This window comes from Halorubrum sp. 48-1-W (assembly GCF_003287355.1).
In the GTDB taxonomy this organism is placed as follows: domain Archaea; phylum Halobacteriota; class Halobacteria; order Halobacteriales; family Haloferacaceae; genus Halorubrum.
Genome location: NZ_QMIM01000025.1, coordinates 47282 through 73804, shown reverse-complemented (window position 1 = coordinate 73804; position 26523 = coordinate 47282). Strand labels below are relative to the sequence as shown.

33 protein-coding genes, 1 tRNA gene and 1 pseudogene are annotated in these 26523 nt (G+C 67.2%); 19 read left to right on the top strand and 16 right to left on the bottom strand.

Annotation, left to right across the window (positions count from 1 at the left end; genetic code table 11):
• Positions 1-590 (top strand): zinc ribbon domain-containing protein (locus DQW50_RS12585; RefSeq protein WP_157964867.1); only part of this gene is annotated, 590 nt, incomplete at its 5' end.
• Here DQW50_RS12585 and DQW50_RS12580 read toward each other — a convergent pair.
• Entirely contained in the window at positions 587-772 is a 186-nt protein-coding gene (locus tag DQW50_RS12580; protein ID WP_112079625.1) for a HalOD1 output domain-containing protein, read from the bottom strand. The two genes, DQW50_RS12585 and DQW50_RS12580, sit on opposite strands and share 4 nt — an antisense overlap.
• Before the next feature lie 870 nt (positions 773-1642).
• On the opposite strand from DQW50_RS12580, the gene DQW50_RS12575 reads away from it, so the two are divergent.
• Positions 1643-2629, top strand: a complete 987-nt coding sequence (locus tag DQW50_RS12575) for a replication factor C small subunit (RefSeq protein WP_112079624.1) — start codon at positions 1643-1645, stop codon at positions 2627-2629.
• 27 nt (positions 2630-2656) lie between these two features.
• Here the strand turns inward: DQW50_RS12575 and rnhB are convergent, their stop codons facing one another.
• Both rnhB and DQW50_RS12565 read right to left on the bottom strand, forming a co-directional pair.
• On the bottom strand, positions 2657-3334 hold the full coding sequence (gene rnhB / locus DQW50_RS12570) for a ribonuclease HII (protein ID WP_112079623.1): 678 nt from the start codon (positions 3332-3334) through the stop codon (positions 2657-2659).
• Positions 3335-3491: 157 nt separating this feature from the next.
• Positions 3492-3863, bottom strand: coding sequence for a 30S ribosomal protein S8e (locus DQW50_RS12565; RefSeq protein ID WP_112079622.1), 372 nt, complete (start codon positions 3861-3863; stop codon positions 3492-3494).
• Positions 3864-4096: 233 nt separating this feature from the next.
• On the opposite strand from DQW50_RS12565, the gene DQW50_RS12560 reads away from it, so the two are divergent.
• A complete protein-coding gene (locus tag DQW50_RS12560; protein WP_112079621.1) occupies positions 4097-4462 on the top strand; it encodes a ferredoxin in 366 nt (121 codons plus the stop codon).
• A gap of 54 nt (positions 4463-4516) precedes the next feature.
• Positions 4517-4601 (top strand) — tRNA-Leu (locus DQW50_RS12555).
• A gap of 165 nt (positions 4602-4766) precedes the next feature.
• Here the strand turns inward: DQW50_RS12555 and DQW50_RS12550 are convergent.
• Positions 4767-5678: a 1,4-dihydroxy-2-naphthoyl-CoA synthase gene (locus DQW50_RS12550; RefSeq protein WP_112079620.1), complete on the bottom strand. Its 912-nt coding sequence runs from the start codon at positions 5676-5678 to the stop codon at positions 4767-4769.
• A gap of 37 nt (positions 5679-5715) precedes the next feature.
• Between DQW50_RS12550 and DQW50_RS18485 the strand changes: the two are divergent.
• The 3 genes and pseudogenes from DQW50_RS18485 to DQW50_RS12535 form a co-directional block, all read left to right on the top strand.
• Positions 5716-5829: pseudogene (locus tag DQW50_RS18485) on the top strand (nitrate ABC transporter ATP-binding protein); the annotation flags it as partial.
• Positions 5830-6026: 197 nt separating this feature from the next.
• A complete protein-coding gene (locus DQW50_RS12540; RefSeq protein WP_112079629.1) occupies positions 6027-6878 on the top strand; it encodes a universal stress protein in 852 nt (283 codons plus the stop codon).
• A gap of 105 nt (positions 6879-6983) precedes the next feature.
• Positions 6984-7382, top strand: coding sequence for a helix-turn-helix domain-containing protein (locus DQW50_RS12535; RefSeq protein WP_112079619.1), 399 nt, complete (start codon positions 6984-6986; stop codon positions 7380-7382).
• Here DQW50_RS12535 and DQW50_RS12530 read toward each other — a convergent pair.
• On the bottom strand, positions 7379-7603 hold the full coding sequence (locus tag DQW50_RS12530) for a hypothetical protein (protein ID WP_112079618.1): 225 nt from the start codon (positions 7601-7603) through the stop codon (positions 7379-7381). The two genes, DQW50_RS12535 and DQW50_RS12530, sit on opposite strands and share 4 nt — an antisense overlap.
• 404 nt (positions 7604-8007) lie before the next feature.
• Here DQW50_RS12530 and DQW50_RS18205 point away from each other — a divergent pair, with 404 nt between their 5' ends.
• From DQW50_RS18205 to DQW50_RS12510, 5 genes are all read left to right on the top strand, one after another.
• Positions 8008-8169, top strand: coding sequence for a hypothetical protein (locus tag DQW50_RS18205; RefSeq protein WP_198664676.1), 162 nt, complete (start codon positions 8008-8010; stop codon positions 8167-8169).
• Positions 8166-9224, top strand: a complete 1059-nt coding sequence (locus DQW50_RS12525; protein WP_112079617.1) for a sulfite exporter TauE/SafE family protein — start codon at positions 8166-8168, stop codon at positions 9222-9224. The genes DQW50_RS18205 and DQW50_RS12525 overlap by 4 nt, the downstream gene beginning before the upstream one ends.
• Positions 9225-9313: 89 nt before the next feature.
• A complete protein-coding gene (gene trxA, locus DQW50_RS12520; protein ID WP_112079616.1) occupies positions 9314-9664 on the top strand; it encodes a thioredoxin in 351 nt (116 codons plus the stop codon).
• A gap of 22 nt (positions 9665-9686) precedes the next feature.
• A complete protein-coding gene (locus tag DQW50_RS12515) occupies positions 9687-10805 on the top strand; it encodes an aminotransferase class V-fold PLP-dependent enzyme (protein ID WP_112079615.1) in 1119 nt (372 codons plus the stop codon).
• Positions 10806-10910: 105 nt separating this feature from the next.
• Entirely contained in the window at positions 10911-11468 is a 558-nt protein-coding gene (locus tag DQW50_RS12510) for a class I SAM-dependent methyltransferase (RefSeq protein WP_112079614.1), read from the top strand.
• A 12-nt stretch (positions 11469-11480) separates the two neighbouring features.
• On the opposite strand, the gene DQW50_RS12505 is transcribed toward DQW50_RS12510, so the two are convergent.
• The 6 genes from DQW50_RS12505 to DQW50_RS12480 all read right to left on the bottom strand — a co-directional run bounded on the left by DQW50_RS12505 (position 11481) and on the right by DQW50_RS12480 (position 16832).
• Complete coding sequence (locus DQW50_RS12505; protein ID WP_112079613.1) at positions 11481-12698, bottom strand: MFS transporter; 1218 nt, start codon at positions 12696-12698, stop codon at positions 11481-11483.
• A gap of 45 nt (positions 12699-12743) precedes the next feature.
• Positions 12744-13118: a co-chaperone YbbN gene (locus tag DQW50_RS12500; RefSeq protein WP_112079612.1), complete on the bottom strand. Its 375-nt coding sequence runs from the start codon at positions 13116-13118 to the stop codon at positions 12744-12746.
• Between the two features lie 54 nt (positions 13119-13172).
• Positions 13173-14462, bottom strand: a complete 1290-nt coding sequence (locus DQW50_RS12495) for a M20 family metallopeptidase (protein ID WP_112079611.1) — start codon at positions 14460-14462, stop codon at positions 13173-13175.
• 88 nt (positions 14463-14550) lie between these two features.
• Positions 14551-14988, bottom strand: a complete 438-nt coding sequence (locus DQW50_RS12490; RefSeq protein WP_112079610.1) for a YeeE/YedE family protein — start codon at positions 14986-14988, stop codon at positions 14551-14553.
• 17 nt (positions 14989-15005) lie between these two features.
• Entirely contained in the window at positions 15006-15530 is a 525-nt protein-coding gene (locus DQW50_RS12485) for a YeeE/YedE family protein (protein ID WP_394338591.1), read from the bottom strand.
• A gap of 99 nt (positions 15531-15629) precedes the next feature.
• A complete protein-coding gene (locus tag DQW50_RS12480) occupies positions 15630-16832 on the bottom strand; it encodes an MBL fold metallo-hydrolase (RefSeq protein WP_112079609.1) in 1203 nt (400 codons plus the stop codon).
• A 287-nt stretch (positions 16833-17119) separates the two neighbouring features.
• On the opposite strand from DQW50_RS12480, the gene DQW50_RS12475 reads away from it, so the two are divergent.
• Positions 17120-17374 carry a sulfurtransferase TusA family protein gene (locus DQW50_RS12475; protein ID WP_112079608.1) on the top strand — a complete coding sequence of 85 codons (255 nt, stop codon included), beginning with the start codon at positions 17120-17122 and terminating at the stop codon, positions 17372-17374.
• A 1-nt stretch (position 17375) separates the two neighbouring features.
• A complete protein-coding gene (locus tag DQW50_RS12470) occupies positions 17376-17963 on the top strand; it encodes a DsrE/DsrF/DrsH-like family protein (protein ID WP_112079607.1) in 588 nt (195 codons plus the stop codon).
• A 100-nt stretch (positions 17964-18063) separates the two neighbouring features.
• On the opposite strand, the gene DQW50_RS12465 is transcribed toward DQW50_RS12470, so the two are convergent.
• The 5 genes from DQW50_RS12465 to mptA all read right to left on the bottom strand — a co-directional run bounded on the left by DQW50_RS12465 (position 18064) and on the right by mptA (position 22282).
• Positions 18064-19062, bottom strand: coding sequence for a Gfo/Idh/MocA family protein (locus DQW50_RS12465; protein ID WP_112079606.1), 999 nt, complete (start codon positions 19060-19062; stop codon positions 18064-18066).
• Positions 19063-19101: 39 nt separating this feature from the next.
• Positions 19102-19830 (bottom strand): DUF1641 domain-containing protein, encoded by a 729-nt coding sequence (locus DQW50_RS12460; RefSeq protein WP_241964414.1) that lies wholly within the window; start codon positions 19828-19830, stop codon positions 19102-19104.
• Position 19831: 1 nt separating this feature from the next.
• Entirely contained in the window at positions 19832-20977 is a 1146-nt protein-coding gene (locus DQW50_RS12455; RefSeq protein ID WP_112079605.1) for an NAD(P)/FAD-dependent oxidoreductase, read from the bottom strand.
• A gap of 1 nt (position 20978) precedes the next feature.
• Entirely contained in the window at positions 20979-21221 is a 243-nt protein-coding gene (locus DQW50_RS12450) for a sulfurtransferase TusA family protein (RefSeq protein WP_112079604.1), read from the bottom strand.
• A 134-nt stretch (positions 21222-21355) separates the two neighbouring features.
• Positions 21356-22282, bottom strand: coding sequence for a GTP cyclohydrolase MptA (mptA, locus tag DQW50_RS12445; protein ID WP_112079603.1), 927 nt, complete (start codon positions 22280-22282; stop codon positions 21356-21358).
• Positions 22283-22630: 348 nt separating this feature from the next.
• Between mptA and DQW50_RS12440 the strand changes: the two genes are divergently transcribed.
• The 5 genes from DQW50_RS12440 (at position 22631) to DQW50_RS12420 (ending at position 26523) form a co-directional block, all read left to right on the top strand.
• The gene (locus DQW50_RS12440; protein ID WP_112079602.1) at positions 22631-23821 is read left to right on the top strand and encodes a DNA cytosine methyltransferase; all 1191 of its coding nucleotides are present in this window, start codon (positions 22631-22633) and stop codon (positions 23819-23821) included.
• Between the two features lie 247 nt (positions 23822-24068).
• A complete protein-coding gene (locus tag DQW50_RS12435) occupies positions 24069-24359 on the top strand; it encodes a 50S ribosomal protein L21e (protein ID WP_112079601.1) in 291 nt (96 codons plus the stop codon).
• Between the two features lies 1 nt (position 24360).
• A complete protein-coding gene (locus DQW50_RS12430) occupies positions 24361-24717 on the top strand; it encodes an RNA polymerase Rpb4 family protein (RefSeq protein ID WP_112079600.1) in 357 nt (118 codons plus the stop codon).
• A gap of 112 nt (positions 24718-24829) precedes the next feature.
• On the top strand, positions 24830-25435 hold the full coding sequence (locus DQW50_RS12425) for a DUF655 domain-containing protein (protein ID WP_112079599.1): 606 nt from the start codon (positions 24830-24832) through the stop codon (positions 25433-25435).
• 188 nt (positions 25436-25623) lie between these two features.
• Positions 25624-26523, top strand: a complete 900-nt coding sequence (locus DQW50_RS12420) for a 16S ribosomal RNA methyltransferase A (RefSeq protein ID WP_112079598.1) — start codon at positions 25624-25626, stop codon at positions 26521-26523.

Below are 26523 nucleotides of genomic sequence, written 5' to 3'. Positions count from 1 at the left end.
AGAGCATCGGGAAGGCAAAGGTGCGTTCGGGTGCGCAGGTCATCGAGCGCCTCGGGGACAAGGAATCCAGAACGGTCGAACACGAGTTGTATCAGGTGGCGAACGAACTCGTCGCTCGCGCTCGGGAGCGCAACGCTGTCATCGTGTTCGGCGATATGACCGGGTTGCGCTTCGACAACGACAAAGGGAGGTACGTGAACGACAAGACCCATAAGATGCCGTATGCGAAGATGGCGAATATCCTCACGTACAAAGCCCATCTCGACGGGCGGGAGTGCGTTCCGGTCAAGGAGTACGACACGTCTGTGACGTGTTGGCGGTGTGGGTCGCAGAACACGAGTCGTGAGGTACAGGGGCGTGTCGAGTGCCACGACTGTGGGCTGGACGACAACGGCGACAAGAACGGTTCGACGAACATCGGTAAACGAGCCGTCGGTAAGAACATTCAGAGTCCGCTATCGACGGTGGGGGCTGTTGTGGCTCAGCCCGAAACGCAGGTCGTACTCAAAGGAACGAACGGTGAGATGGAACCTGCGAACTCCCCGGAAGACGTGGGCCTAACCCTCAGTGAGGGAAGCCCACGACTTTAGTCGTGGGAGAAGTCACGTTCCTGAAAGAGTCCGTCAAGCGCGTCCGTATTAATGTCGTCACTGATGACCCACTCTTGAGCGAGCACGTCCTCGTCGTGAGCCTCCGCGACCGCTGTTACGACCGCCGTAGTTAGCTGTTCGCCCTCCGCCGGCTCGTAGTGATATTCACGTGTGTTTTCCATCTGTAAACATTAGAAATCAATTGGATAATACTTTCTGTTATATTCGTGAATATATTTGATCGAATAATATAGTTCTCGTTACCATATGGAGGAGTCTCGATAGCGGGTTCATTTTCCTACGCTGGTCAGCGGGTTCTTACTCGCTCGGACGACACCGTCGACGTTCGCTCAGTCCAGAACCACAACACAGATCGACCGGACGCGGTACGTTTCGAAGAGTGACAACCACGAGGGGTACACAGATTCGCTTGGCTCCGTTGAAATCCTTTTTTCAGAGGAATTCTCGTCTGAAACACTGGTCGCTGAAGAGTGCTAATAGTACGGTTGTTTCGTGAGAGATCGGAGTGAGTAGAAGGGGATCGTTGCTGGAGCGGTGACCATCTCCAAAGCCCCAGTCGCTCGGTACTACAGAACAGCGAGCGCGACTTTGGAGAACACCTCCAAAGCCCCAGTCGCGAGGACTCGCGCGGCTCGTTGCGCTCCTCGCTCAGTCGCTCCCGCTCCTTCGCTGCGGTGCTTACGTCGCCGGGCGTCGCCCTCGCGACTGCCCCTTTGAGTCCCACCCCGCACCGCAACCGCACCTCAGGCCTCCCCAGCCTCGCCGCTCGCTCCGCTCGCGGCGTCCCTCACGGGCGGTTCGCGGGTGCTGTCGCACCCGCTCACCGGCGCGCCACCGCGGATCGATAGCGTGCTCACCTGTATTGACCACGATCGGGTCGGAATTTGTCATTTTCGTAGGATTTCACCGGAGCCAGGATCGACCACCCGGCGAAGGACCCGACAACGACCCGGCGGACGGTCCGGCAACGACCCGGCGTTTCCGCCGAGTTCTCGGTTCGTTTATCACCCCGCCGACCGTCCGATCGGTCAATGAGCGAGGGCGACGAGCAGCCGGCTGCGACCGCGACGGGCCGGGAGATCTGGATCGAGAAGTACCGGCCACAGACGCTCGAGGACATCCACGGCCAGGAGGAGATCGTCGAGCGCCTTCAGAGCTACATCGACCAGGACGACGTGCCGCACCTGCTCTTTTCGGGGCCTGCCGGCGTCGGCAAGACGACCGCCGCCACCGCCATCGCCCGCGAGATCTACGGCGAGGAAAACTGGCGCGGCAACTTCCTCGAACTCAACGCCTCCGACCAGCGCGGGATCGACGTGGTTCGTGACCGGATCAAGGGGTTCGCGCGGTCGTCGTTCGGCGGCGACTTCCGGATCGTGTTCCTCGACGAGGCCGACTCGCTCACGTCTGACGCCCAATCGGCGCTCCGCCGGACGATGGAGCAGTTCTCCGACAACACCCGCTTCATCCTCTCGTGCAACTACTCGTCGAAGATCATCGACCCGATCCAGTCGCGGTGTGCCGTCTTCCGCTTCTCACCGCTCTCGGACGAGGCGGTGGGGAGCCAGGTCCGCGAGATCGCGGCCGCGGAGGGGATCGAGGTGACGGACGCGGGCGTCGACGCGCTCGTCTACGCCGCCGACGGCGACATGCGCCGCGCGATCAACTCGCTTCAGGCCGCGGCGACGACCGGCGGCGTCGTCGACGAGGAGGCGGTGTACGCGATCACGGCGACCGCCCGACCGGAGGAGATCGAGTCGATGGTGACCGACGCGCTGGCGGGCGATTTCACCAAGGCGCGCGCGACGCTGGACACCCTGCTCACCGATACGGGGATGGCCGGCGGCGACGTGATCGACCAGCTCCACCGCTCGGTCTGGGAGTTCGACCTCCACGAGCGGGAAGCCGTCCGGCTGCTGGAGCGGATCGGCGAGGCCGACTACCGGATCGCCGAGGGCGCGAACGAGCAGGTCCAACTCGAGGCGCTGTTGGCGGCGCTGGCGCTACGCGAGAAGTAGCCCGTCGCATCCGCCGTCGCCCCGTCCTCAGAACTCGTCGAGTCCCGACTGCTCGGCGGCGGCGAGCGCGTCCGAGCACGTCGACCACGAGCGCCGCGCGTGCGGCGGGACGTCGCCGTGGTCGGCGACGTAGTCGCGGAGAAACGCGCGCGTCGTCGGGTCGCTCGGGTAGCCGCTACCGACGCCGTCGTACGCGGGGTAGGCCGCGTCGATGGCGGCGACCCGCGCGTCGCGGGCAACCTTCGCGACGATGCTCGCCGCGCCGACGACCGGGTCGGACTCGTCCGCCCCGTGGGCAGCGTCGACGGCGACACCCTCGACGGGAGGAGCGGTCTCCCGTCCGGGGTCGGTCACGAACTCGCGGAGCCGCCGCGCGAACCTGGCCTCGGAGGTGTCGCCCGCGTCGGCGACGATCCGGTCGTCGGGGCGGGCCACCCGCCGAACCGCCCGCGCCTGTCCGCGGACGGTGAGCGTGTTCATGTCCGTGTCGGGCGCGTCGATCTCGACGGTCCCGACGGTCGCGACCGCCACGTCGACCGCGTCGTCCGCGCGGAGCGCGGCCGCTATCTCCCGCCGCTGTTCGGGCGCGACGCGTTTCGAGTCGTCGACGTCGGCCGACAGGCTCTCCGAGTCCGCGCGGACCGCTGTGGCGACCATCGGTCCGAGCACGGGCCCCTTTCCGGCCTCGTCGACGCCGACGTACACGTCCCTATCGGCGGATGGAAGGGACAAATAGTTTGAGATCGGTCGGAGCGACTGGGGCGGAGACGGTCGGCACGTACCTCCGAGCGGCCGAAGCGGGGCTCCCGGATCGTGAATCGCGTACACCGAACGGGCAGTACCGCAAAACCCGGCCCCGGGTCTACTCGATCAGGACCGCGTTGACCTGGCCGGTCTGGCCGGGTCGGGAGGTGACGCGGGAGCGGCCCTCGCTCGTCTCGATGACGGCGCCCTTGGTGACGATGTTCCGGCGGACGTAGTTGACGTTCGAGGGGTTCTCGACGACGTCCTCGATCTCGGCTTCGACGACCTCGCCGCCGTCTGCGACCTGCGCGACGTTGGTCGCGAGCGCGCGGACCTTGCGCTCGTTGCCGCGGGAGTCGATGTACCGAACGCGGGGCTCGCCGACCGTCGTCTCGGCGGGCTCGCGGCCGAGCTGGTGGCGCTTCTTGTTCGAGGCGGGCTTCAGTCGGCCGCCGGTTCGCTTGCGCGTGGAGCGTCCCTGATCTTTCATACCCCTACGAACAGCCAGCGAATACTTGAACCGTTCGACTCCGGACGGCGGGCGTCTCGCGGGCGCTCGTGACCGATGGCGGATCGGCGGATCGCCGATCCCGGTGGATCGGCGAGGGTTCCCGTCCAGGGCCCTTCCGGGGCCCGGGAGCGCGCTCCGTAGCGTGTGCTCCGGACTCGGAACGGAACCGCGCAACCGACAGACGAAAGTCCCGCCGCCCCCGATGGACTGGTATGAGCGACGACAGCGAGGGGACCGTCGATGGAGACGACGACGGCGTCCTCTCGGCGAGCGACATCGGCGGCGAGGGGCCACCGATCGACGAGAAGCCGTACAAGATCGTCTTCGAGGCGAACAAGTGCTTCGGCGCGGGCAAGTGCGCGGAGGTCGCCGACAACTGGGAGATGGACGTGATGAGCGGGATGGCGAAGCCGCGGACCTACTACATCGGCGAGGACGACCTGGACGAGAACGTCCGCGCCGCGGAGGTCTGTCCGGCCAAGAAGGAGCGGGGGGTCATCCACGTCGTCGACCGCCGGACGGACGAGGAGATCGCGCCGAACCCGCACGGCGACGGGACGCTGTCGGTCGACTGGTGAGGGCGGGGCGGGTTCCGAAAGGGGTTTGACCCCGCCGGCGGTACCCGGATCCGCGCGGGGGTGGCTGAGCCTGGCCAAAAGCGGCGGACTTAAGATCCGCTCCTGTAGAGGTTCGAGGGTTCGAATCCCTTCCCCCGCATTGCTGCTACGAGCACTCCGCGAGCAGCAGCAATCGGACAATAGGGATTCGAACCCGGAACGTCGCAACCCGGCCTCGTCGGCCGGCCGGAGCGGCGCAGAGGACGGCCGCCTCCACCGGAAATCGGGGATTTCCGAGCAGTCGGGAGATGTCGGAACGAGACGCTCAGTAGTGCCAGGGGTACTCGTCGAACGCGGGCTCTCGCTTCTCCAGGAAGGCGTCTCTACCCTCTTGGGCCTCCTCGGTCATGTACGCGAGCCGGGTCGCCTCGCCGGCGAACACCTGCTGGCCGACCATGCCGTCGTCGGTCAGGTTGAACGCGTACTTCAGCATCCGCATCGCGGTCGGCGACTTCCCGGTCATCTCCTCGGCCCACGCTAACGCGACGTCCTCGAGCTCCTCGTGTGGGACCGCCTCGTTGACCATCCCCATGTCCACAGCCTCCTCGGCGGAGTAGGTCTTGCCGCGGAAGAACACCTCTCTGGCCTTCTTCTGGCCGATCTGTTTGGCGAGGTACGCGGAGCCGAACCCGCCGTCGAAGGAGGCGACGTCGGGGTCGGTCTGGAGGAACTTCGCGTGCTCCGCGCTCGCGAGCGTGAGGTCACAGACGACGTGTAGCGAGTGGCCGCCGCCGACCGCCCAGCCGGGGACGACCGCGACCACCGGCTTCGGCATGAACCGGATCAGCCGCTGGACCTCGAGCACGTGGAGCCGGCCCGCCTTCGCCTCACGCACGAGCGGGTCGTCCGCCTCGTCCGCCTCGTCGTCGTCGCGGTACTCGTAGCCCGAGCCGCCCCGCACGGACTGGTCGCCGCCCGCACAGAACGCCCAGCCGCCGTCCTTTTCGGAGGGACCGTTCCCCGTCAGGAGGACGCAACCGACGTCGGCCCGCTTGCGGGCGTGGTCGAGCGCGGCGTACAGTTCGTCGACGGTCCCCGGGCGGAACGCGTTGCGGACCTCGGGCCGGTCGAACGCGATCCGAACGGCGGGGACGTCGCGGGCGCGGTGGTACGTCACGTCGTCGAACTCGTCGGTAACCGGCTCCCACGCGTCGGGGTCGAAGATCTCCGAGACCATGCTGGACGGTCGCGCGGCGGAGACATAAACGGCCGCGGGTCGCGTCCGCGAGGTCGTCGACGTCGACGTGGACCGTCCCCGCGAGCGCGGCGATCCGGCCTTCGGCGAACGCGTCGCCCGCGTTCGGGAGCTGATCGGCGCGCGTCCCTGAACGGTCCGGCGCACCTGCCGGGGCTCCGCGCCCGCGTTCACTCCGCTCCCGGTGCCACACGACCGCGGGTTTTATCTCCGGGCAGTAGTATTGTACGGTATGGAGAATACTGCGTGGTCGTGTGGGCCGACGGAGCGGGACCGGTGCCGGGAACGGGACCCGGTACGGAGGCGGAGTCGGGTACGGAGGCGGACCCGATGAGCGCGAAATCGGCCGTGCTCGCGACCGACCTCTCGACGGCGAGCGAGACGATGGTCGAGTCGGAGACCGGACTGAACTGTCTCTCGCAGATCGGCGTCGAGCGGATCCACCTCGTGACGGTGGTCCCCTCGAACGTCCACTCCGGGATGCCCGGGATCGACTTCGAGACGCGACGGAAACGCGCGCTCCGACGCTATCGGTCGACGATCGAGGGGGCGGGGTTCGACGTCGAGACGCACGTGGTACGGGGGACGCCACACCGACGGATCAACGGGATCGCCGGGGCGGTCGGCGCGGACCTGATCCTCGTCGGGTCACGCGGGAAGAGCCCGCTCGAGAACCGGGTCATCGGGTCGACGGCGCGGAACCTGGCCCGGACGACGGTGGTGCCGCTGCTCGTCGACCGGATCGAACGCGGCGTCGACGACCCCGAGACGGTGCGTCGACACCTGTTCAAGCGGACGCTGTTCGCCACCGACTTCTCGGAGAACGCCGAGCGCGCCTTCGAGACGTTCGAGTACCTCCGGCACGCGACGGCCGAGGTCACGCTGGTCCACGTGCGGTCCCCGAAGGACGACACCGGCGACGAGGGCGACGTGGAGGCACGGCTGGGCGAACTCGAGGACCGGCTCGACGCGTGGGGTCTCGAGGCACGGACCGACGTCAGACGGGGTGACCCCGCAGCGGAGATCCTGGCCGCCGAGCGGGAACACGACCCGAGCACCTTGCTTCTCGGGTCACGTGGCCGGAGCCGTCTGCGACGGCTCCTCCTCGGGAGCGTGAGCGAGGAGATCGTCGCGAACGCGACCGGCAACGTCTTTCTGGTGCCGCCACCGCGGTCCCCCTGAGGGTTCGTGATCGGCGAGACCGGCGCGTTCGGGGTTGCTCCAGCGGAATTGTGCGTTTCATACACAAGCCTTTTACCAACACGGGTCGTACTCGCTCGTAATACCATGCCAGACTCGTTGGCCGAACAGCTCCGAAGCGACATGGAGTGTGAGGGGTTACTGGAGTGTTTCCACGGACTCAAGCCGCTGGACAGGGAGTGCTTCGAGGTGCTCGTCGAGAGCGAGGAGCCGTTGACGATCGACGAGATCGGCGAGGCCGTCGACCGGGAGCGCTCGACCGCCTACCGCGCGGTCCAGCGACTCCTCCAGACGGGCTTCATCAGCAAAGAACAGATCAACTACGACCAGGGCGGCTACTACCACGTCTACCAGCCGACCGACCCCGAGAAGATATCGGGGGAGATGCAACGGATGTTGAACGACTGGTACGCGAAGATGGGCCAACTCATCCAGGAGTTCGAGGACAAATACGAGGAGGCCGAGTCGGTGCCGGCGTCGAGTTAGCGGCGCCGGAGCGCGTAGGCCGCGTAGCCGACCGCCGCGAGCAGTCCGGTGAAGAGCAGGCTCCCGGTCGCGGCCGGCGTGGTCGTGACGTACTCGCCGAACGGGTCCGTGAGCGCGAGCACGCCGACGGTGAGGCCGACCCCGATCAGGATCGTCACCGCGCCGAACGCTTTGAACGCTGAGTCGAGGTCGATACGGGGGGAACGCGATGAGTGGCTCATACCTCGTGGTACGTGTTCCGTACATAAATTAGGGGATGGGGATTCCCACGGTCGAGGAACGCGTCAACGCGAGATCGAACCGGATGTGCAAAGTGATCCCACGGAAATACTCGGACGATAGCGACGACTGGGTCAGGATCCTTCGAACCGGAGCCGTCTCTCGACGCCGAGACACGGATCGACCGGACTGATACACGCCGGATCGGCGGATCGACGCGATCCGATCGGATCACGGTAAATAATATAGATACGTTATCTATCGTTGCCCGTCCACCACGGGAATATAGTATTGTACAACTAACCCAAAACCGTTATATCTCCCTGTCGGCTATCTTCGGGTACATGACCGACATCGATCGACCGACTCGATACGGAACCCGGGCAGTGGGAGACGGGGGCGGCCGATGACCGGCACCGAACTGCTCGCCGGCGCGTCGCCGTCGGTGCAGGCACTCGCGGTGATCGGGATCGTTCTCCTCGAAGCGATCGCCCTCTACGTCGGGTACGGAGCCATCGAAGAGGCGGTCGGGTCGACCGTCCTGGATCGGCTCGCGAACCGGAGATGATCGAATCCATCCTGGCGACCGAACTCCTCGGTCTCGGCCCGGAGATCTTCGGCCTGTTCATCGTCTTCGGCTTCATGGTCGGCGTCTTCTTCGGGTTCTTCGGGATGGGGGGCGCGTTCCTCGTCACGCCCGCGCTGTTGATCCTCGGCTATCCGGCCCCGGTCGCCATCGGGAGTTCGATGACGTTCGTGTTCGGAACCGCGGCGATCGCGACGATGAAACACCACGACGCCGGGCAGGTCGATTACAAACTCGGCGCGCTGATGTTCGTCGGGATCATCGTCGGTATCGAGCTCGGGAGCCGGCTCGTCTTCGGGCTCGAAGTGTTGGGGATCGCGAACGTCGTCGTCGGCGTCGCGTACGTCCTCCTGCTGGCGGCGATCGGCGTCTTGTTCACGCGAAGCGCGCTCAACACCGAGGACGACGACGCCGGAACCGACGGGAACGGGAACGACGGCGACGGCGACGACGAGGTCCCGGCGATCGCCCGGAAGATCCAGTCGTACGAGATCCCGCCGATGATGACGCTCGCGGACGGTAGCCGGGCGTCGTTGTGGACGATATCCGGCGTCGGCGGCGGCGTCGGGCTCGTCTCCGGGTTCCTCGGCGTCGGCGGCGGGTTCGTCCGGATGCCCGCGATCTACTACGTGATCGGCACGTCGCTCGCGGCCGCGGTCGGGACGAGCCTCTTCGGGGGGCTCATGTCCGGGGCGATCGGCGCGTTCACCTACGGCCGTGCGGGCGTGATCGACCTCGGGATCGTCACGGCGCTACTCGTGGGGAGCGCGCTCGGCGCGCGGATCGGCTCGAGCGCGACCGCCTACGTCGACGAGGACGACGTGACGATCTACTTCGGGCTCATGCTACTCGTCGCCAGCGTCGCGGTCGGGATCGGCGAGCTCGCCTCGTGGCTGTCGATGCCGATCCTCGACCGGCTCAGCTTCGTCCTCCTCGTCGGATCCGCGCTGTTCGTCTGTACGGTCATCCTCTATCACGGCGCGCTCGCCGTCCGACGGACGCGCGGCGTCCCCGGTTCGGCCGGGCACGGCGACTGATCGTCCCGTCCGACCGGGACGTCCGCGTGCCAGAGTATTGTACCGAATATCCAAAACCGTTATGAGCGTGGGGTGCGTATCCATCGGCGATGACACAAACCAGCGAACCCGTGCCGACGGAACCCGTCGCACTCGAGGACGCGGACGACTTCGACGACTTCGTCGCCGGACACGACGTGGTGCTCGTCGACTTCTACGCCGACTGGTGTGGACCGTGTCGGATGATGGAGCCGGCGGTGGAGGCGGTGGCGGCCGAGACGGACACGGCGGTCCTGAAAGTCGACGTGGACCGACACCAGGGGCTCGCCGCCGAGTACGGCGTCCAGGGCATCCCGACGCTCCTGGTGTTCGTCGACGGCGAGGCCGCCGACCGAATGGTCGGCGCACAGACCGAGGACGCCCTGCGCGAGGCCGTCAGCGGGCGCGACTCGAGTGAATGATCGCGAAGCCGGAGGGGTCCGCGTGACTCCGCGGGAGCTTCGGGCGGACGTTCCCGCGCTGGACGAGGAGACGGCGTACCTCAACTACGGCGCGCACGGTCCGAGCCCGGAGCGCGTCGTCGACGCCGCCGCCGACTTCCTCGCGAACCACGAGTACGACGTGGCCGAGACGGACCCGTACGAGCACGCGTTCGGGACCTACGAGACGGTCCGCGAGCGGATCGCGGCGTTGCTCGGGGCCGAGCCCGAGGAGGTCGCGCTGACCGAGAGCACGACGGACGGGATCGCGCGGATCGCCGCCGCGATCGACTGGGAGCCCGGCGACGTCGTCGTCCGGACCGACGTCGAACACCCGGCGGGCGTGCTCCCGTGGCGACAGCTCGAGGAGGAGGCGGGCGTCGAAGTCCGCGTCGTCGAGACCGAGGACGGCCGGATCGACCGCGACGCGTTCGCTGACGCGGTCGCGGACGCGAGGCTCGTCTGTTTCAGCGCGATCACCTGGACGCACGGCACCCGCCTACCCGTCCGGGAACTCGTCGAGGTCGCGAACGACGCGGACGCGTTCACGCTCGTCGACGCGGTCCAGTCGCCGGGACAGGTCCCGGTGGACGTCCACGAGTGGGGCGCCGACGCGGTCGCGGCCGCCGGCCACAAGTGGCTACTCGGGCCGTGGGGAGCGGGCTTCCTCTACGTCGACCGCGCGGTCGCCGACGGGATGACGCCCAGCTCCGTCGGCTACCGCGGCGTGGAAACCCCGACCGCACACGACATCGAGTTCGCGCCGGGCGCGAAGCGCTTCGAGGTCGGCACCACGACCCCGGCGGCACACGTCGGGCTGGTGGAGGGGATCGACGCGGTCGAGTCGATCGGCCTCGACGCGATCGAGAGCCGGATCGAGGCGCTCACCGACCGTCTGAAGGAGGGCGTCGACGAGGAGCGCCTCCTGAGCCCGAGGGAGTACGAGTCCGGACTCGTCAGCTTCGAGGTGGCGGAGCCCGAGGCGACCGTCGAGCGACTCCACGAGCGCGGGATCGTGATCCGCGACCTCCCACACCCGGACGTGGTCCGCGTGTCGGTCCACGCGATCTCGACGGAGCGCGAGATCGACGACGTCGTCGAGGCGTTGAACGGGGAGCCCTAGTCCCCCGCGTTGGCGGGGGTCGCCGCCGCCGATCGGACGCCAGCCGTGGACGTCGAGGAAGGGAGGGACCGACCGATTTTTGCGCGGTCGGTACAATACAGTCGCATGGGATTTCACACGTTCGACGCCGGCAGGGCGGCGAAACTCGAGGACCCGGAGCGCTACGCCTGGGTCTCACGCGAGGAGCTGGTCGACGCGGTCGACCCCGCACCGGACGGGACCGTCGCCGACTTCGGCAGCGGGACGGGCTTTTACACCGACGACGTCGCCCCCCACGTGGGGACGATGTACGGCGTCGACCTCCAGTCGGAGATGCACGCGGCGTACCGCGAGAAGGGACTCCCCGCGAACGTCGAACTCGTCGAGAGCGACGTGGTGGACCTCCCGTTCGACGCGGGCGCGCTCGACGCCGGCTTCTCGACGATGACGTTCCACGAGTTCGCCGACGACGACGCGGTCGCCGAGGTCGCCCGCGTCCTGCGCGCCGGCGGCCGCCTCGCCGTCTTCGACTGGACCGCCGACGGCGACGGGGCCACCGGGCCGCCGCTCGACGAGCGGTACGCGCTCGCGGACGCGACCGCGATGCTCGAGGGAGCCGGCTTCGAGGTCGTCCACGGGACGACGCGCACGGAGACGTTCGCGGTCGTCGCGCTCGCGCCGTAGGCGGACGAAACCTCACCGCCGACCGTTCGCCAGTCGGGTGGCCTCGGGGAGCGACCGCAACCACAGCATCGCGCCCGTCCCGACGAGGGGACCGACGACGAGCGGAACGAAGGCCCACCGCCAGCCGATGACGTTCCGAACCGCGGGGATCAGCTGGATGGAGACCATGGTGATGAGGAAGCCGACGGCGGTCTGGAGCGTCAGCGCGGAGCCGACGTAGCTCGGGTCGGCGAGTTCCGAGACGGCCGCCGAGAACTGTGCGGAGTCCGCGACGATGAAGAACCCCCAGACCAGGACGAACGGGACGACGACGAGAAGCGACGAGCCGTAGACGAGGCCGGCGAGGAGACAGGCGGTGCCGGAGACGCCCATGGAGACGCTCGTCACCAGGGACCGACCCCAGCGATCGGCCGCCGACCCCGCGAGCCAGGCCCCCACGCCGCCGATCGCGATGGTACCGAACGCCAGGAGTGAAGCGAGCTGCTCCGGGTTCGCCGTGCCGCCGGCTTCGAGGCTGGCGACGAGATATATCGGGATCCAGGTCCAGACGGCGTACAGCTCCCACATGTGACCGAAGTAGCCGGCGTTCGCTAAGACGACGCCGCGGTCGGTGACGATACGCCGGATCGCACTGGGGTCGAACGGGGAGGTCTCGGGCTGGTGGGGGCCGTCCTCGTACGCGAGAACGAGAAGCCCGCCGAGCGCCGCGAGCCCCGCGGTCCCGTAGAGGACGAGATCGGGGCGGCCGATACCGCCGATCGCCCGGAGGAGGTGCGGCGACGCCGATCCGACGGTGAGCGCGCCGACGAGGACGCCGATGGCGAGACCGCGCCCCTCGTCGAACCACGCGGCCATCATCTTCATTCCCGTCGGATAGACGCCCGCGAGGGTGACGCCGGTGAGGAACCGGAGAACGATGGCCGGGAGGCCGCTCGAAACGGCGCCGGCGATGAGTGCCGTTACGGCGGCGCCCGTGAGCGCCGAGCCGGCGAAGAGGTATCGGGGCGGAACGACGTCCGCGACGGTGAGCGACGCCGACAGCAACGCGCCGACGACGAACCCGAGTTGGACGGCGTTCGTCAGCCACGCCGTCTCGGCGGCGGAGAGGTTCCACGCCTCGGCCAGTTCCGGACCCACCGCCGTGCCGCTGAACCAGAGCGTCATCGCGAACAGTTCCGCGATCCCGACCAAAACGAGCGCGCGCCACTTCCCGTGAGCGATGGTCGCCATGCGTACCCGGAGTCGACCGGGGACAAAAATCCGACTACCGGTCCGTTACGCGAGGCCCTCGCGGACCCACGCTGTGAGGTCGTCGCCGGGGATGAACCCCTCAGCGCGGCGGGCGACCGGCTCGCCATCGACGAAGAGGACGAAGAGCGGGACGCTGCGAACGTCGAACCGCTCGACCAGCGGCGGGTCGTCGCGCGGGTTCACGAGCGCCACGTCGACGTCGAGCTCGCGGGCGACGTTGCCGAGGACGGGCTCCATGCTCGCACAGATGCCGCACCCCTCGGTGTAGAACTCGACGAGCGCGGCGTCGGTTCCGGCGAGGAAGTCATCGAGGGCGGACTCGTCGGCGAGCGAGGTCGGGCGGCCACGCGAGACGGCCGCCGTCTGGTCCTCCGGAGTCGATCCAGTATTGGAACTCATACACACTATTGCTTCCGAAGCGATATAAAGGCTCGCTTCCGGGCTGACGACGGCCTACCGGTCCTCGGACCGTCCCGCCCACGCCGACGGTATTCGGGCGTACACCGCGGCGTTACGCGCGAGCGCCTCGCGGGTGGTGTACTCGTCGACCGCGTGGACGGTGTCGGTGCCGAACGCGAACTCCACGGTCGGGACGCCGGCGTGTCGGAACGTCTTCGCGTCCCCGCCGCCGGTGGCGCTCCGACGGTAGATGCGCTCGCCGGAGACGTCGGCTGCCACGGTGCTCACGGCGTCGACCAGGGGCCCGTCGATCGGTTCGTAGCTTCCCACGGACCAGCTCACGTCGGCGACGGAGACGGCGGGGAAGTCGGCGAGACACTCGCGGACGTCCGCGAGCACGGTCGCGGTTTCGACGCCGGCGGTCAGCCGCACGTCCAGCCGGGCGGTCGCCGCGTCCGGAACGGTGTTCACCGCCTCGCCGCCCTCGATCGTCCCGAGGTTCACCGTCGGGTGCTCGAACAGGTCGCGCGCAGCGTCCGCGCCGAGCGTCGGCTCGTAGTACTCGACCGACTCCTCGACGATCGGCCGGAGCGTCGCGTCGAGGTCGAGCTCCCGGGCCGTGAGCCGGGAGCGAAGCAGCGAGACGGCCGCCCAGAGCCGGTCGATCGCGTTGTCGCCGAGCGACGGACGGGAGCCGTGCGCGGCGGTGCCCTCGGCACGCAGCGTCAGCCAGATGCTCCCGCGGTCGGCGACGGTGACCGAGTGGAGCCCACGCGAACAGGTCGTCTCGCCGATGACGCAGGCGTCGGGCGCGAGCCGATCGAACGCGTCGTGCGCGACGAGGGTGTCGACGCCGGCGTCGCCGCCGGTCTCCTCGTCGCTCACGACCGCGAACGCGAGGGTGACCGGCGGGTCGGCGTCCGCCACGGCGAGCGCCTCCCCGACGGCCAACATCGCCGCGAGCGGCCCCTTCATGTCGGTCGCGCCGCGGCCGTAGAGCCGGTCGCCCACGAGTTCACCCGACGGGTCGTGGCTCCACGCGTCGGCGTCGAACGGGACGGTGTCGACGTGACCGTCGTACAGCAGGGTCCGGTCCGCTCGACCGGGGAGGACCGCGAGCAGGTTCGGCTTCGCCGGGTCGGTGGCGACGCGTTCGGTACCGAAGCCGGCGGCCGTCAGGAGGTCGTCGACGTACGCGACGACGTCGCGGACGTCGCCGGGCGGGTTCCGCGTGTCGAACCCGATCAGGTCGGTCGCGATATCGACGACCCGATCGGTCGAGACGGGCGGGCCGGCGTCGACGGCCTCGGTCGGTGCGGTCGGATCGGATGAGTCGTCCGTCATGGTGGTGTGTCGTGATGGGGGAGTCGAGGGACGCGTGTGAGTTGAAGGGTACGTATGAGTGAAGGGTGCGTGTGGACGGGCGCGTCCGTCAGTCGTCGCTCGGTGCGGCAGTGGACGCGTCGTCGGCGTCCCGGCTGCGCCAGACGCCCTGTGCGTACGCGCCGAGGAACATCCCGCCGATCGCGTAGAGGATCGGCCAGTTGCCGACACCGAGGCTGGCGTAGGCCGCCCCGGGACAGATCCCGGAGAGCCCCCAGCCGACGCCGAAGATCGACCCGCCGACGAGGACGTTCCGGTCGAACGACTTCAGCCGTCTCCCGTACGGGCGACCCGTGAGCGGGGCCGACTCGCGCAGTTTCGGGAGGGTCCAGAACGCGATCCCGGCGACGATCGAGCCGCCGAACATCACGAACAGGAGTCCGAGGTCGTCGAACGTCAGGAACGCGAGGACGACCTCCGGACGGGCCATGTGGCTGAAGCCGAGCCCGAAGCCGAACACGAGCCCGCCGACGAGGATCAGCGGCATGAAGAGGGGGTGTCGGCTCACAGTCCCACCCCCAGCGCCGAGACGACGTTCGCGGTCAGGATCGCGACGACGAGGAACGTCGCCACGCCGACGAGCGAGGTGCGCGAGACCGAGCCGACGCCGCAGATCCCGTGGCCGGAGGTACACCCCTTCCCGACGCGGGTGCCGATCCCGACGAAGATCCCGCCGAGGAACAGCCGCCACGGCGAGACGTCGGTGGTCCAGCCGCTACCCGCGATCGACCAGGGATCGCCCTGATAGACCACCGCGTAGACGGCCGCCCCGCCGACGATACCGAGGGTGAACACGACGCGCCAGTCGCGCGACGCAACGTACTGGGTGAACCGTGAGCGCCCCGAGACGTACGAGAGCGTCGACTCGAGGAACGTGCTCGCGCCCGCCGTGATCCCCGTCCCGAGGTAGATCAGGACGGTGCCGAGCCCGACGAGCAGTCCCCCGATAGCGTACCGCGAGACCCCGTTGGGAAACAGCGCGTCGACGGTCCCCGACCCGAACAGGTCCCCGAGGATCCCGGCGATCACCGGCGGTCACCCCCGGTCGCGGACGACTCGGCGGTCACGGTTGGACGGGAGATCACGGGTAGACGGGAAGTCACGGTCGGATGGGAGCTCACGGTCGGATCAGTCGTCGCTCGTGAGCGCATCCTGGCTCGCAGCGCAGTTGTTCGGCCCGAGCTCGAGCGCGAACGCCTCGTCGTCGTCGACGACGTGCTGCCCGAGGTTGGTGGCGATGACCTCCTCGTAGTTGGCCGGCCTGGGTGGCATGTCCGCGAGGACTGTCTCGACGAAGGTGTCCTCGTCGGCCGAGAGCGCGTCCATCCGCTCGCGGAGGTCGCCGATCGGCGCAGTGTAGGTGCCGTCCGCGGCCGGCACGGCCGCGTCGCTGTAGTGTGCGCCGCCGACGAGGACGTCGTCGTCGAATGTCAACACGCGGTTCTGGAGCGAGTCGTACAGCATCCGGGCGGCCTCGGGAGCGCCCTCGTCGCCCTCCTCGAGGTCGGGACGGGCGACGCTCTCGACGAACAGGCCGTCCCCGGTCGCGAGCAGGCTCCCGCCGAGCAGGTACGAGGTCATGCCGGTGGTGTGGCCGGGCGTGAACACGGTCTCGATCGTCGCGTCGCCGACGGCGAACTCGTCGCCGTCCTCCGTCAACGTGACCTCGTCCGCGTAGGTGACGCCACGGTCGGCGGCGGCAGCGGGCAAGACCGCCTCGACGCCCTCGTCGGCCAGATCGCGGAGCCCCGAGATGTGGTCCGCATGCACGTGCGTGTCGAACGCGTACGTCAGTTCGACGCCCAGGTCCTCGGCGTCCGCGAGGTATCGGTCGGCGAACGCCCGGAGGGGGTCGACGACCGCGGCCTCCCCGCCGTCGTACAGCAGGTAGCCGAGACAGCCGCTCGAGGGACGCTGGTACTGGAGGAGCGTCCCGGGGCCGTCGTAGCCGGTCACCTCGTGGGCCTCGTAGATCGACGCCCAGCCGTTCATCCCGTCCTCGAGGTGGTCGACGTCGTAGCCGCGGTCGGCGAGCGCGCCCGCGACGTACTCGCTGGCGCCACCTTTCGCACAGAGCACGGTGACGTGCTCGTCGTCGGGGATCGACGCGAGGACGTCCTCGTCTATCTCCTCGTCCAGGAAGTGGAAGTACGGCACGTTGATCGACTCGACGGTCTCGCCGTCGATGCGCCACTCCTCGTAGTCGCTCGACATCCGCGTGTCGAGGAGCGTCACCGGCTCCCCGTCGTCGATTCGGCTCTTCAGCGTTTCGGGGGCGATCGAGTCAACGTCCGATTCCGGCGTCGGAAAGTCCATCTCGGCTGCGTCCATGTACACCGTCCACTACCGGACGAACCAACTTAAGACTTCCCATAATAGTGTAGTTACTATACAATACTAAAAGGCGGGGCGTCGAAGGAAAGCTGTGGAGAGATGGCCGAATAACGAGGTAAACGGCCCACGGTCAGCTGTTACGCACGTGAACGCGCGAAGCATATGCTTCGATCCATCGCTTTGGGGAACGGAGCCGTTCAGTCGTTCAGGTCAACCACAAGAATCGACACACTTATTTTCGGACAGCCAATATTGTGTGGTAGCCCCAACACGGGGAACCAACCATGAGCACGGAAACCGCGACAGAGACGCTCGACGTGAAAGGACAGAACTGCCCGATGCCGGTCATCAAGACGAAGGGGGCGTTCGACGGCCTCGCAGCCGGGGACGTCCTCGAGGTCGTCTCGACGGATTCGGGTAGCATGAGCGACATCAAGGGCTGGGCCGAGTCGACCGACGGTGCCGAACTGGTCGACCAGGAGGAAACCACCGAGGACGGGACGTCGGTGTACAAACACTACGTCCGGAAGGCCGAGTGAGATGAGCGCGGACACGCCGCCGTCGTCGGACGACGAGTTCTCGCCCGACGACCTCGCTACCCTCCACGCGCAGATCGAGGCGCTGGAGACCGAGGTCTCCGACCTCCGGAGCGAGGTCGACGAGGGGAGCGCCGACAAGATGGTGATCATCGCGACGAAGGGGACCCTGGACATGGCGTACCCGCCGCTCATCCTCGCCAGCACGGCCGCCGCCTTCGGCTACGACGTCACCGTCTTCCACACCTTCTGGGGGCTCGAGATCCTCCACGAGGAGAACTCGAAGGACCTCGGGTTGAGCTCCGTGGGCAACCCCAACATGCCCCTCCCGAACGCTATCGCGGCGCTCCCGGGAATGGACCGGATGACCGCCCGGATGATGCGCAACCGGATCGAGGACAACGACGTCGCCTCCGTCGAGGAGCTGATAGAGACCTCCCTCGCGAGCGGCGTCGACCTCCAGGCGTGTCAGATGACTATCGACCTCCTCGGCTACGACGAGGACGACTTCTACGACGGCGTAACGACCGGCGTCGGCGCCGCCTCCGCCTTCCAGGACATGGCCGACGCGGACATCCAACTGCTCGTCTGAGCCCGCCACGACGACGGACACGCGCTCTCTCCTCCCGTTCCGATCGACCACGTCGGGAGCGACCGCACCCGAAGTATCATCCCGGGACGGCCGTCTCCGTCTAGCGGACGTTCACCGCGTCGTTGCGGCCGGCGCTCTCGGCGAGCGCGTCGACGACCCGCATGTTCTCGACCGCCGACGCCCCGTCGGTCACGGGGGTCCCGTCGCCGGCGACGCGGTCGGCGAAGTGCTCGATCTGCAGCCGGTACTGGTCCACCGGACCGAACGTCTCGACGCCGCGTCGGCCGTCGATCTCGTAGGTCAGTTCCACCGGCTCGTCGGCGGGCGCGTCGAACGCCCGGTCGACGGCGATCCACCCGTTCGTCGCGTCGATCCGGTACCGCTGGACGAGCTGTGTGTCGAACCCGGACGCGATCCGTGCCGACCGGCCGTCCTCGTACTCCAGTACGCCCGCGAGCTCGGTGTCGACGCCGACCCCGCGGGTGTCGTTCGCGTGTGCGTACGCCCGGTCCGGGGCCCCGAGTACCGCCCTGACGATCGACACCGGGTAACAGCCGACGTCCATCAGCGACCCGCCGGCGAGCGCCGGGTCGAGCCGCACGTCGTTCGGGCGGTCGTACAGTGGGAACCGGAACGTCGCGGTCACCGTGCGCACGTCGTCTAGCTCTCGGTCGACCAGTTCGAGGACGCGCTCGGTACGCGGGTGGTACCGATACATGAACGCCTCCATCAGGGTGACGCCTCGGTCCGCGCAGTGGTCGACGACCTCGCGCGCCTCCGCCGCGTCGCTCGCGAGCGGCTTCTCACAGAGCACGTCGAGCCCCGCATCGGCCGCGCGCTTCGTCCACTCGGCGTGGAGCCCGTTCGGGAGCGGAACGTAGACGGCATCGATCCCGTCGTCCGCCAGGAGCGCCTCGTAGGAGCCGTAGCTCCGGGGGATCGAGTGTTCCGTCGCGAACCGCACAGCACGGTCGTCGTCGCGGGAGGCCACCGCACCGACCGCGTGGTCGCTCGACGCGATCGCCGGGACCACCGCCTTGCGGGCGATCCCCGCGGTTCCGAGCACGCCGAACGTCAGCCGGTCGTTTGGTGTAGACATGTACAGTCTCGGACACTCCGAATCACAAAAAGGGCGGTGTCACTCCTCGCCCGCGTCAACCGCCCGCGACCGCCCGATCGCCTTCGAGACCGCGAGCACGTACCCCAGCCCGTACTGGATCTCGGGGTCGCGGAGCCCGCGTGCGAGCCCCAGGGGTCCGACCTTCGCGGGGTCGCTCCGGTGAGCGGCGCCGACCCCTTCGAGCATCGTCTTCACCCCGTCGCGCGTGTCGTCGTCCGCCGCGGTGTCGGCGACCTCGCCGAGCGCCGAGCCGGTGCCGGCGAGCGACCGGACCATCTCGTCGTCGAGGGCGGCCGTCGCGAGCGAGCCGACCTGCGCCAGCTCCGCGAGCTCGTCTAACGCGCCGCTCCGCTGGAGCTCGGTCAGCGTCTCCATCGCCTCGCGAAGCTCGTCGCCGTTCGAGCCGACGGTTTCCGCAAGCGCGACGGTCTCGTCGGTCGCGAGCCCATCGGCGGACTCCGCGAGCGTCGAGGCGGTTCCGGCGAGCTCGACGACCATCTCGTCGGTGAGCGCGCTCTCGCCGAGCGAGACGACGTCGAGCAGTTCGTTGACCGCGTCGAGCCGGTCGACGAACGCCGCGACCGCCTCGGGGTTCTCGGCGACGATCGATTCGAGGTCGTCGCGGTCGAAGGCTTCGGGAGCGGTATCGACGGACCCGTCGGTCTCGGCAGCCTCGGGGTCCTCGGCGGAGCCGTCGGCCTCGGAACCGTCGACGGCGTCGTCGACCGCTGTGGACTCGTCGGACATCTCAGAGCAACCCCCGTGCGGTGAGCCAGTACGACTCGTTGTACGCCAGCTTCGACCAGTGGAGCTTCTCGGACGGTGGCGCCGGTGACGGCGGGTTCTCGTAGTCGAACTCGACGAACGACGCCGCGTCCATCCCCGTCTCGACGAAACACAGCGTCTTGCCGTCGTACGTCGCCGTCGCGGGACGGCCGCGAATCTCGCTCGCGAGCCGCTGGCTCAGGACCCCGGCCTGGTAGTGGGCGACGCTCCCGGCCTTCGGCACGCCGGTCGTCGCGGCGTCCCCGAGCGCGTACACGTCTTCGGCCGCCTCGGCCTCCAGGGTGTGTTTGTCCACGTCGACCCAACCGCGGTCGCCCAGCCCCGCCTCCTCGACGACGTCGACGCCGCGGTGCGGCGGAATCGTGACGAGGAGGTCGTAGTCGAGATCCGTTCCCTCCATGGAGGTGATCGTCTTCGCGTCGGGGTCGACGGACTCGGCGTTGAAGAACGTCTCCACGTTGATGTCGCGCTCGTCCATGATCGGCGCCGCCCACTCGGCGATGTGGGGGTTGCCGTGGACGCGCTGGATCGGGTACGTGTAGGTGATCTCGACGTCGTCGCGCAGGCCGCGCTCCCTAAACCAGTCGTCCGCCATGAAGACGAACTCCAGCGGCGCCGCCGGACACATGTGCGGCGTGCCGACGACGCTCAACACGAGGTGGCCCTCGGTCATCGAGAGCAACTCGTCGCGGAGCGCCAGCGCGCCGGATTCGGAGTAGTAGTCGTGCCCGCCCGCCGCGAGCCCTGGGATCTCATCGTCGGCGAGCGTCGATCCGGTCGCGACGACGAGGTAGTCGTAGTCGAGCGCGTCCGGCGCGTCGCGGAGCGCGAGTTCCTTCGCGTCCGTGTCGATCTCGGTCACCCGGTCGACGGCGAGGTCGACCCGGGAGTCGACGAGGTCGCGGAGCGGGCGGCGCCCGTCGGCGGGCTCACGCTGTCCGAAGGGGATGTACAGCCACACCGGCTTGTACACGTGGTCCGGGCCGTCGTTGATCAGCGTGACCTCGACGTCGCCGGCGTCGATCTCTGCGCCGAGCCGCTCCGCGAGGCCGTTCGCGAGCACCGCACCGCCCGTGCCGCCGCCGAGGATCGCGATCCGGTCGGTCATCTCACGCGACCTCCACGTAGAAGCGGTAGTCGTCGCCCGTCTCGTCGACGGCGAGCAGTTCGTTATCGGTCTCGTCGACCCACTCCGAGACGTCGGTGAGCGACTGGTCGGCGTCGCTCAAAAGCAGGATCACGTCTCCCGGGCTCGCCGAGCGGACGCGTCCGATGAGGTCCATCAGCGGACCGGGGCAGGCGGCTCCGCGCGCGTCGACGGTGTCGGTGGGTTCGATGTCGATGTCCGTCATGGGTACGTGTACCCGTTCGATCTCCACGGATATAGTATTGTACCAAAATCCCAGTTATGTGGAATATTGCTCGGGAGGAGACCGACGGTCGACGATACCGCTGTGGGTCGGAGCGTACCGATCGACGGCGACGCCTACTCGCCGAGTTCGTCGCGGAGGTCGCCCATCGTGACCTCGCGTTCGGCGTGGGCGTTGTGCTGATGGATCGACTCGTCGTTCGACTGTTTCATGCGGATCACGGCGTCGTCGGGGAGGTGGCCGAACTCCGAGAGCGTCCCCTCGGCGAGCGAGCGCACGCAGTCCTCGACGAACTTCGCGTTCGCGTGGGCGTGGTAGGTCATGTGGTCCTCGTCGGGGCGTTTCGCCATGTTGTAGATCCGCGCGCTCATCGAGTCGCGGGCGACGTCGATCACGTCGCGGAGGTCGACGTCCGGGTGCCCGTCCGTGGTGATAGTCAGCGTGGCGTGGCCGCGCTGGGAGTGGCCCGGCTGCGGGACCGCATCCAGGAACGCCTCGGTGGTCTCCTCGTCGACGCCGAGCCGGTGGAGCTCCTCGCGAGCACGCGACTCGGACATCCCCTGCGAGCAGGGACACACCGTCATTCCGGTGACCTCCGCGCCGATCTCCGCGCGTGTCCCCTCGTCGGTCGCGGTCGCACGGGCGATGATGGTCGCCGTGCTCTGGGTCTCGAGCCCGGAGGCCGGGGTGTCCTCGCGGGTGACGAGCTCCGCCGTCATCGACACCTCGGCGGTGGTGGTGTAGTCGTGTTTCTCGAGGAGTCGCTCCGCGGCGTCGCCACAGACGTCCTCGACGCGGTACGCCTCCTCGCGGGTGATCTCCTCCAATATCTCGTCTATCGTCGCGAGGTTCCGCGACATGTCGATCCCCTTCCGGCCGCTCGGCAGGTCGACGAACACCTCGAACTCGGCCATGAGGACGATCGGTCGCTCGTCGCCGCGAGCGAGCTTGACGAGTTTCTCCACGCCGGTGACGCCGACCTGCGAGAGCCCGACGGTGACGTCCGGGGCCGACGCCTGTACGTCCGGCAACTGATGACTCATTACGACCGTATCAGGGGAGACGCGTGATTAGGGCTTTCGATGGCGGGATTCCCGTCGGGCTTTCCACCGCGAGATGAGTGATCTAGCCGTGCGAGACGAGTAACGTCTCCACGTTGATCCGTCTCTCGGGTATCGGCCCTGCGAACCAGACAAACAGGCGGATGTCGTCGAAGAGTGCGGTCTCGAACGAAACAGACCGCTTATATTCCCACTTCGACTCGGGATTTCAGAGTCGTCTTGGTTCTGGTGTTCCGAGACTTCTGTTCGGTTTTGCGGAAAACTCGAGGGTAAACTACCCCGCAGCTCCATACCTTCTTTAGGGAAGGACCCTCCAGATGATAACACTAGATGAATCGAAACAGACCGGTGGCTGTCGATCTGTTCTGTGGACCTGGTGGTATTAGTACCGGGTTCCGAAACGCTGGATTCGATATCGCGGTTGCCGTCGACTATGACGAAGCAGCGGTTCAGACCTACGAAGCGAACCACGAACAGAGTCCACTACATGCGGATATTCGGGAAATAGACACGGAGGATGTCCTTCGAATTGTACGAAAGGAAGGATATGAGCGTGAAGACGTGGATATCGTCGTCGGAGGCCCTCCGTGTAAGGGATTTTCACTCGCAAACATGCAGACGAGATCTCCGGACAACCCGATGAACAATCTGTTTATGCATTTTTTGAAGATCGTCCGTGAGATCAGCCCACCGGTGGTCGTTATGGAGAACGTCCCCGGGCTCCTTTCGATGGGAAAAAACGAAGGAGAGATCAAAGACATCATCGTCGAAGAACTCCGAGAGATGGGCTATACGATCCAGTACCGTATCCTCAAGGCCGAGCGATTCGGGGTGCCGCAAGCTCGACGGCGTGTGTTTTTCATCGGGGTTCTAGAGGGGAAACCGCCGTTCCCATCGCCGACACATACGGAAGCCGGTCGTCAGGCAACACTAACCGCGTTGACGGACGAGCTGTCTCCAGTCGTGACGGTTGGCGGTGCCATCTTCGACCTTCCAGAATTACCCACTGGCGGTGGTGGATCGGAGGTCATGGAATACGATACGTCTCCTCATAGCGATTATGCGAGTGAAATGAGAGCGAACGTTGACGAAACACTGTACAATCATGAAACAACGATCAACAGGGAGAACACCGTCAAGCGATTTGAGCACGTGCCCCAAGGAGGAAATTGGGAGAACATTCCTCCGGAGTTGATGGAGAACTACACGGATCGTTCCCGAACACATGGGCACATATACTATCGCCTCGAGGAAGACGAACCAGCACTGACCATTGCGAACTTCCGAAAGTCCATGATGTTACATCCGACACAGGACCGGTTGCTGTCCGTCCGTGAGGCAGCACGGCTCCAATCGTTCCCCGACGTTTACCGGTTCGTCTCGAGCCGGATCAGTGACAAACAACAGATGGTCGGCGATGCGGTACCGGTGAAGCTTGCAGAAGCGATCGGCGGTGCCGTGTATGACCATCTGAAGGCACGAGGGTATCTCGAGCCCGGTACCCAAGAATCACTCAGCTAGGACGTCAGACCGGATCGGGTGGCACGAACGAATTCACGCACTCATATACAGTCCCCTCTGGACATGCTTTTCCTCTGGGCATCCTCTTCCTCTGGAGATCCTTTCTACGCGGTTCGAGAACAGATACGACCGAAACGCCACTACAGTACTTCGAGATGCCACGGAACATCTCATGCTACTGATGGAGGAGGTCTGACGGCGTAACGCACCATTTATACCTTCGACAGCTAAATACCATCCCACGACTATGCCGAGTTCCAATGGACCCCAGAAGGCCACTCGAGACAAGCTGTCGAACAAGCCGAGAGACCGCGGAACGTCGCCGCCACAGCGCGCGATCCAGGAGTTCGAGGAGGGCAGCCGGGTCCACCTCAAGATCGACCCGAGCGTCCAGGAGGGTCGCTTCCACCCCCGTTTCGACGGCCGAACCGGCACCGTGACGGGCAAGCAGGGCGCGGCGTTCAAAGTCGAGATCACGGACGGCGGCAAGACCAAGACGCTCATCGTCCGTGCCGCCCACATGAGCCGTCAGCAGTAAGATGACTATCTTCAAGGAGAAACTCGACGAGGAGTACCTCACCACCGCGGAGGCGAAGGACATCCTCGCCGAGATCGAGGCCAACCGCGCGGCCGACGAAGAGCGTGAGCTCCAGTACGAGCTGGCCCGCGCGATCGAACACGTGAACCGGTTCGGCCACCTCGACGCCGAGGAGTCCCGCGAGCTGGTCGAGGAACTCGTCGAGCTCGAGCGGATCGACGTCCCGACGGCGGTGAAGATCACCGACCTCCTCCCCGAGGACCGCACGGAGCTACGCTCCGTCTTCGCCCAGGAGCGGTACTCGCTCGACGGCGAGGAACTCGACGAGGTCCTCGACGTCGTCGCGAAGTACGCCTAGACCGAACGGAGCGCCGGCCGATCGGCCGGGGGTGTCCCTGATCGAGTCGACGAGGACCCACGTTTCCTCGATGACGGCGGCTTTTTACCTCTCGGATGCGCTACCTGTTGGTATGACCGACGACGCGACGGACGACGACGACGAGCGTGCCGCGACCTCCGAGGACGGGACGGAGGGCGGTTCCGTCGCCGTCCTGCTCGACGTCCTCCCCAACGGCCGACCCGACGACGGCCGCCCGGGCTACCAGAAGTCCCCGGTGGCGTACGCGCTCGGCACGTCGTCGTTCCGACTGTACGAGCTGTCGCTCGAGGAGGAAGCCGACGTCGCCGTGAGCGACCGGATCGACCTCGGCGGGCCGGCCGTCTCGCGGTACCGCGAGGTCACCTTCGACGACCTCACGCGGAACGCGGCCGCCGAGATCGAGTACGCCGTCGAGGCGATCGTCGACGCCGACGAACGTCGGTTCGTCGACTTCTACAACGAGGCGGGGCCGATCACGCTCCGGCTCCACCAGCTCAACCTCCTCCCCGGGATCGGCAAGAAGCTCCGGAACCGGGTCCTCGACGAGCGGAAACGCGGGCCCTTCGAGAGCTTCGAGGAGGTCTCGGAGCGGGTTTCGGGGCTTCACCGTCCCCGCGAAGTGGTCCTCGAGCGGATCGTCGAGGAGATCCGCGAGGACGACCTCAAGTACCGGACGTTCGTCGGCCGGGAGGAGTGATAGTGATCACTGCGAATAGTTTCATCGAGGGTGTCGACGGACGCCGAGTCAGCCGCGTTCGGCATCGAGACGAGTCGTCGTAGTGGGACGGACTCGCAGTGATCACTACGAACGGACGACGGCGGGAGCGGGACGCGTACTCCCGACCGAAACGGGACTTTTACCCCCGACGGGGATGTACCGCGGCCATGACCGATCGATCGGCGGGGGCCGCGGACGCGTACGGGACCCGCGATCCCGACGCGCTCGCGCGGCGGGCCGGCACCCGCGCGAACCCCGACAACGATCAACACTTCCTCGTCGACGACCGCGTCCTCGACCGGCTACCGACGTACCTCCCCGCGGGGGCCGACCTGCGCCACCTCCTCGAGGTCGGCGGCGGCGCGGGCGCGCTCACGGATCGCCTGCTCGCGACGGTCGACGCGGGCGACGGAGGCCTCGCCGGGCGGGTGACCGTGATCGAACGCGACCCGCCGTTCGCGGCGTTCCTCCGCGAGGAGTTCGCCGACGCGGTCGCCGACGGGACCCTCGCGGTGATCGAGGGCGACGCCCTCGAGGTCGAGCTGCCCGACTTCTCCGCCTGCGTCGCGAACCTCCCGTACGGGATCTCCTCGGAGGTTGCCTTCCGGCTGCTCCCCCGGAAGAAGCCGCTCGTGTTGACCTTCCAGGCGGAGTTCGCCGACCGGATGGTCGCGTCGGCCGGCGAACCCGAGTACGGTCGGCTCTCCGTCTCCGCTCAACACTACGCGAACGTCGAGGTCGTCGAACGGATCCCCAAGGAGGCGTTCGACCCACAACCGGCGGTCGAGAGCGCGGTCGTCCGCTGTACGCCGCGAGCCCCCGACTACGAGGTCGGCGACGAGGCGTTCTTCCTGCGGTTCGTGAAGGCACTGTTCACCCAGCGACGCAAGACCCTCCGGAACGCGATCCGCAACACCGCACACATCTCGGGGCTCGAGGCGCCGGACGCCGTCGTCGACGCGGTCGACGAGGACCTGCTCGGCCGGCGACCCGGGACGCTCGACCCCTCGACGTTCGCGGCGCTCGCCGAACTCGCCCGCGAGCACGGGTCGCCGGCGGAGGCCTGA

Bases quoted from the DNA above. Each gene is read 5' to 3' on its own strand.
- DQW50_RS12580 (WP_112079625.1), bottom strand. From the start codon at position 772: ATGGAAAACACACGTGAATATCACTACGAGCCGGCGGAGGGCGAACAG.
- DQW50_RS12575 (WP_112079624.1), top strand. From the start codon at position 1,643: ATGAGCGAGGGCGACGAGCAGCCGGCTGCGACCGCGACGGGCCGGGAG.
- DQW50_RS12565 (WP_112079622.1), bottom strand. From the start codon at position 3,863: ATGAAAGATCAGGGACGCTCCACGCGCAAGCGAACCGGCGGCCGACTG.
- DQW50_RS12560 (WP_112079621.1), top strand. From the start codon at position 4,097: ATGAGCGACGACAGCGAGGGGACCGTCGATGGAGACGACGACGGCGTC.
- DQW50_RS12550 (WP_112079620.1), bottom strand. From the start codon at position 5,678: ATGGTCTCGGAGATCTTCGACCCCGACGCGTGGGAGCCGGTTACCGAC.
- DQW50_RS12540 (WP_112079629.1), top strand. From the start codon at position 6,027: ATGAGCGCGAAATCGGCCGTGCTCGCGACCGACCTCTCGACGGCGAGC.
- DQW50_RS12535 (WP_112079619.1), top strand. From the start codon at position 6,984: ATGCCAGACTCGTTGGCCGAACAGCTCCGAAGCGACATGGAGTGTGAG.
- DQW50_RS12530 (WP_112079618.1), bottom strand. From the start codon at position 7,603: ATGAGCCACTCATCGCGTTCCCCCCGTATCGACCTCGACTCAGCGTTC.
- DQW50_RS18205 (WP_198664676.1), top strand. From the start codon at position 8,008: ATGACCGGCACCGAACTGCTCGCCGGCGCGTCGCCGTCGGTGCAGGCA.
- DQW50_RS12525 (WP_112079617.1), top strand. From the start codon at position 8,166: ATGATCGAATCCATCCTGGCGACCGAACTCCTCGGTCTCGGCCCGGAG.
- trxA (WP_112079616.1), top strand. From the start codon at position 9,314: ATGACACAAACCAGCGAACCCGTGCCGACGGAACCCGTCGCACTCGAG.
- DQW50_RS12510 (WP_112079614.1), top strand. From the start codon at position 10,911: ATGGGATTTCACACGTTCGACGCCGGCAGGGCGGCGAAACTCGAGGAC.
- DQW50_RS12505 (WP_112079613.1), bottom strand. From the start codon at position 12,698: ATGGCGACCATCGCTCACGGGAAGTGGCGCGCGCTCGTTTTGGTCGGG.
- DQW50_RS12500 (WP_112079612.1), bottom strand. From the start codon at position 13,118: ATGAGTTCCAATACTGGATCGACTCCGGAGGACCAGACGGCGGCCGTC.
- DQW50_RS12495 (WP_112079611.1), bottom strand. From the start codon at position 14,462: ATGACGGACGACTCATCCGATCCGACCGCACCGACCGAGGCCGTCGAC.
- DQW50_RS12490 (WP_112079610.1), bottom strand. From the start codon at position 14,988: ATGCCGCTGATCCTCGTCGGCGGGCTCGTGTTCGGCTTCGGGCTCGGC.
- DQW50_RS12480 (WP_112079609.1), bottom strand. From the start codon at position 16,832: ATGGACGCAGCCGAGATGGACTTTCCGACGCCGGAATCGGACGTTGAC.
- DQW50_RS12475 (WP_112079608.1), top strand. From the start codon at position 17,120: ATGAGCACGGAAACCGCGACAGAGACGCTCGACGTGAAAGGACAGAAC.
- DQW50_RS12470 (WP_112079607.1), top strand. From the start codon at position 17,376: ATGAGCGCGGACACGCCGCCGTCGTCGGACGACGAGTTCTCGCCCGAC.
- DQW50_RS12465 (WP_112079606.1), bottom strand. From the start codon at position 19,062: ATGTCTACACCAAACGACCGGCTGACGTTCGGCGTGCTCGGAACCGCG.
- DQW50_RS12460 (WP_241964414.1), bottom strand. From the start codon at position 19,830: ATGTCCGACGAGTCCACAGCGGTCGACGACGCCGTCGACGGTTCCGAG.
- DQW50_RS12455 (WP_112079605.1), bottom strand. From the start codon at position 20,977: ATGACCGACCGGATCGCGATCCTCGGCGGCGGCACGGGCGGTGCGGTG.
- DQW50_RS12450 (WP_112079604.1), bottom strand. From the start codon at position 21,221: ATGACGGACATCGACATCGAACCCACCGACACCGTCGACGCGCGCGGA.
- mptA (WP_112079603.1), bottom strand. From the start codon at position 22,282: ATGAGTCATCAGTTGCCGGACGTACAGGCGTCGGCCCCGGACGTCACC.
- DQW50_RS12440 (WP_112079602.1), top strand. From the start codon at position 22,631: ATGAATCGAAACAGACCGGTGGCTGTCGATCTGTTCTGTGGACCTGGT.
- DQW50_RS12435 (WP_112079601.1), top strand. From the start codon at position 24,069: ATGCCGAGTTCCAATGGACCCCAGAAGGCCACTCGAGACAAGCTGTCG.
- DQW50_RS12430 (WP_112079600.1), top strand. From the start codon at position 24,361: ATGACTATCTTCAAGGAGAAACTCGACGAGGAGTACCTCACCACCGCG.
- DQW50_RS12425 (WP_112079599.1), top strand. From the start codon at position 24,830: ATGACCGACGACGCGACGGACGACGACGACGAGCGTGCCGCGACCTCC.
- DQW50_RS12420 (WP_112079598.1), top strand. From the start codon at position 25,624: ATGACCGATCGATCGGCGGGGGCCGCGGACGCGTACGGGACCCGCGAT.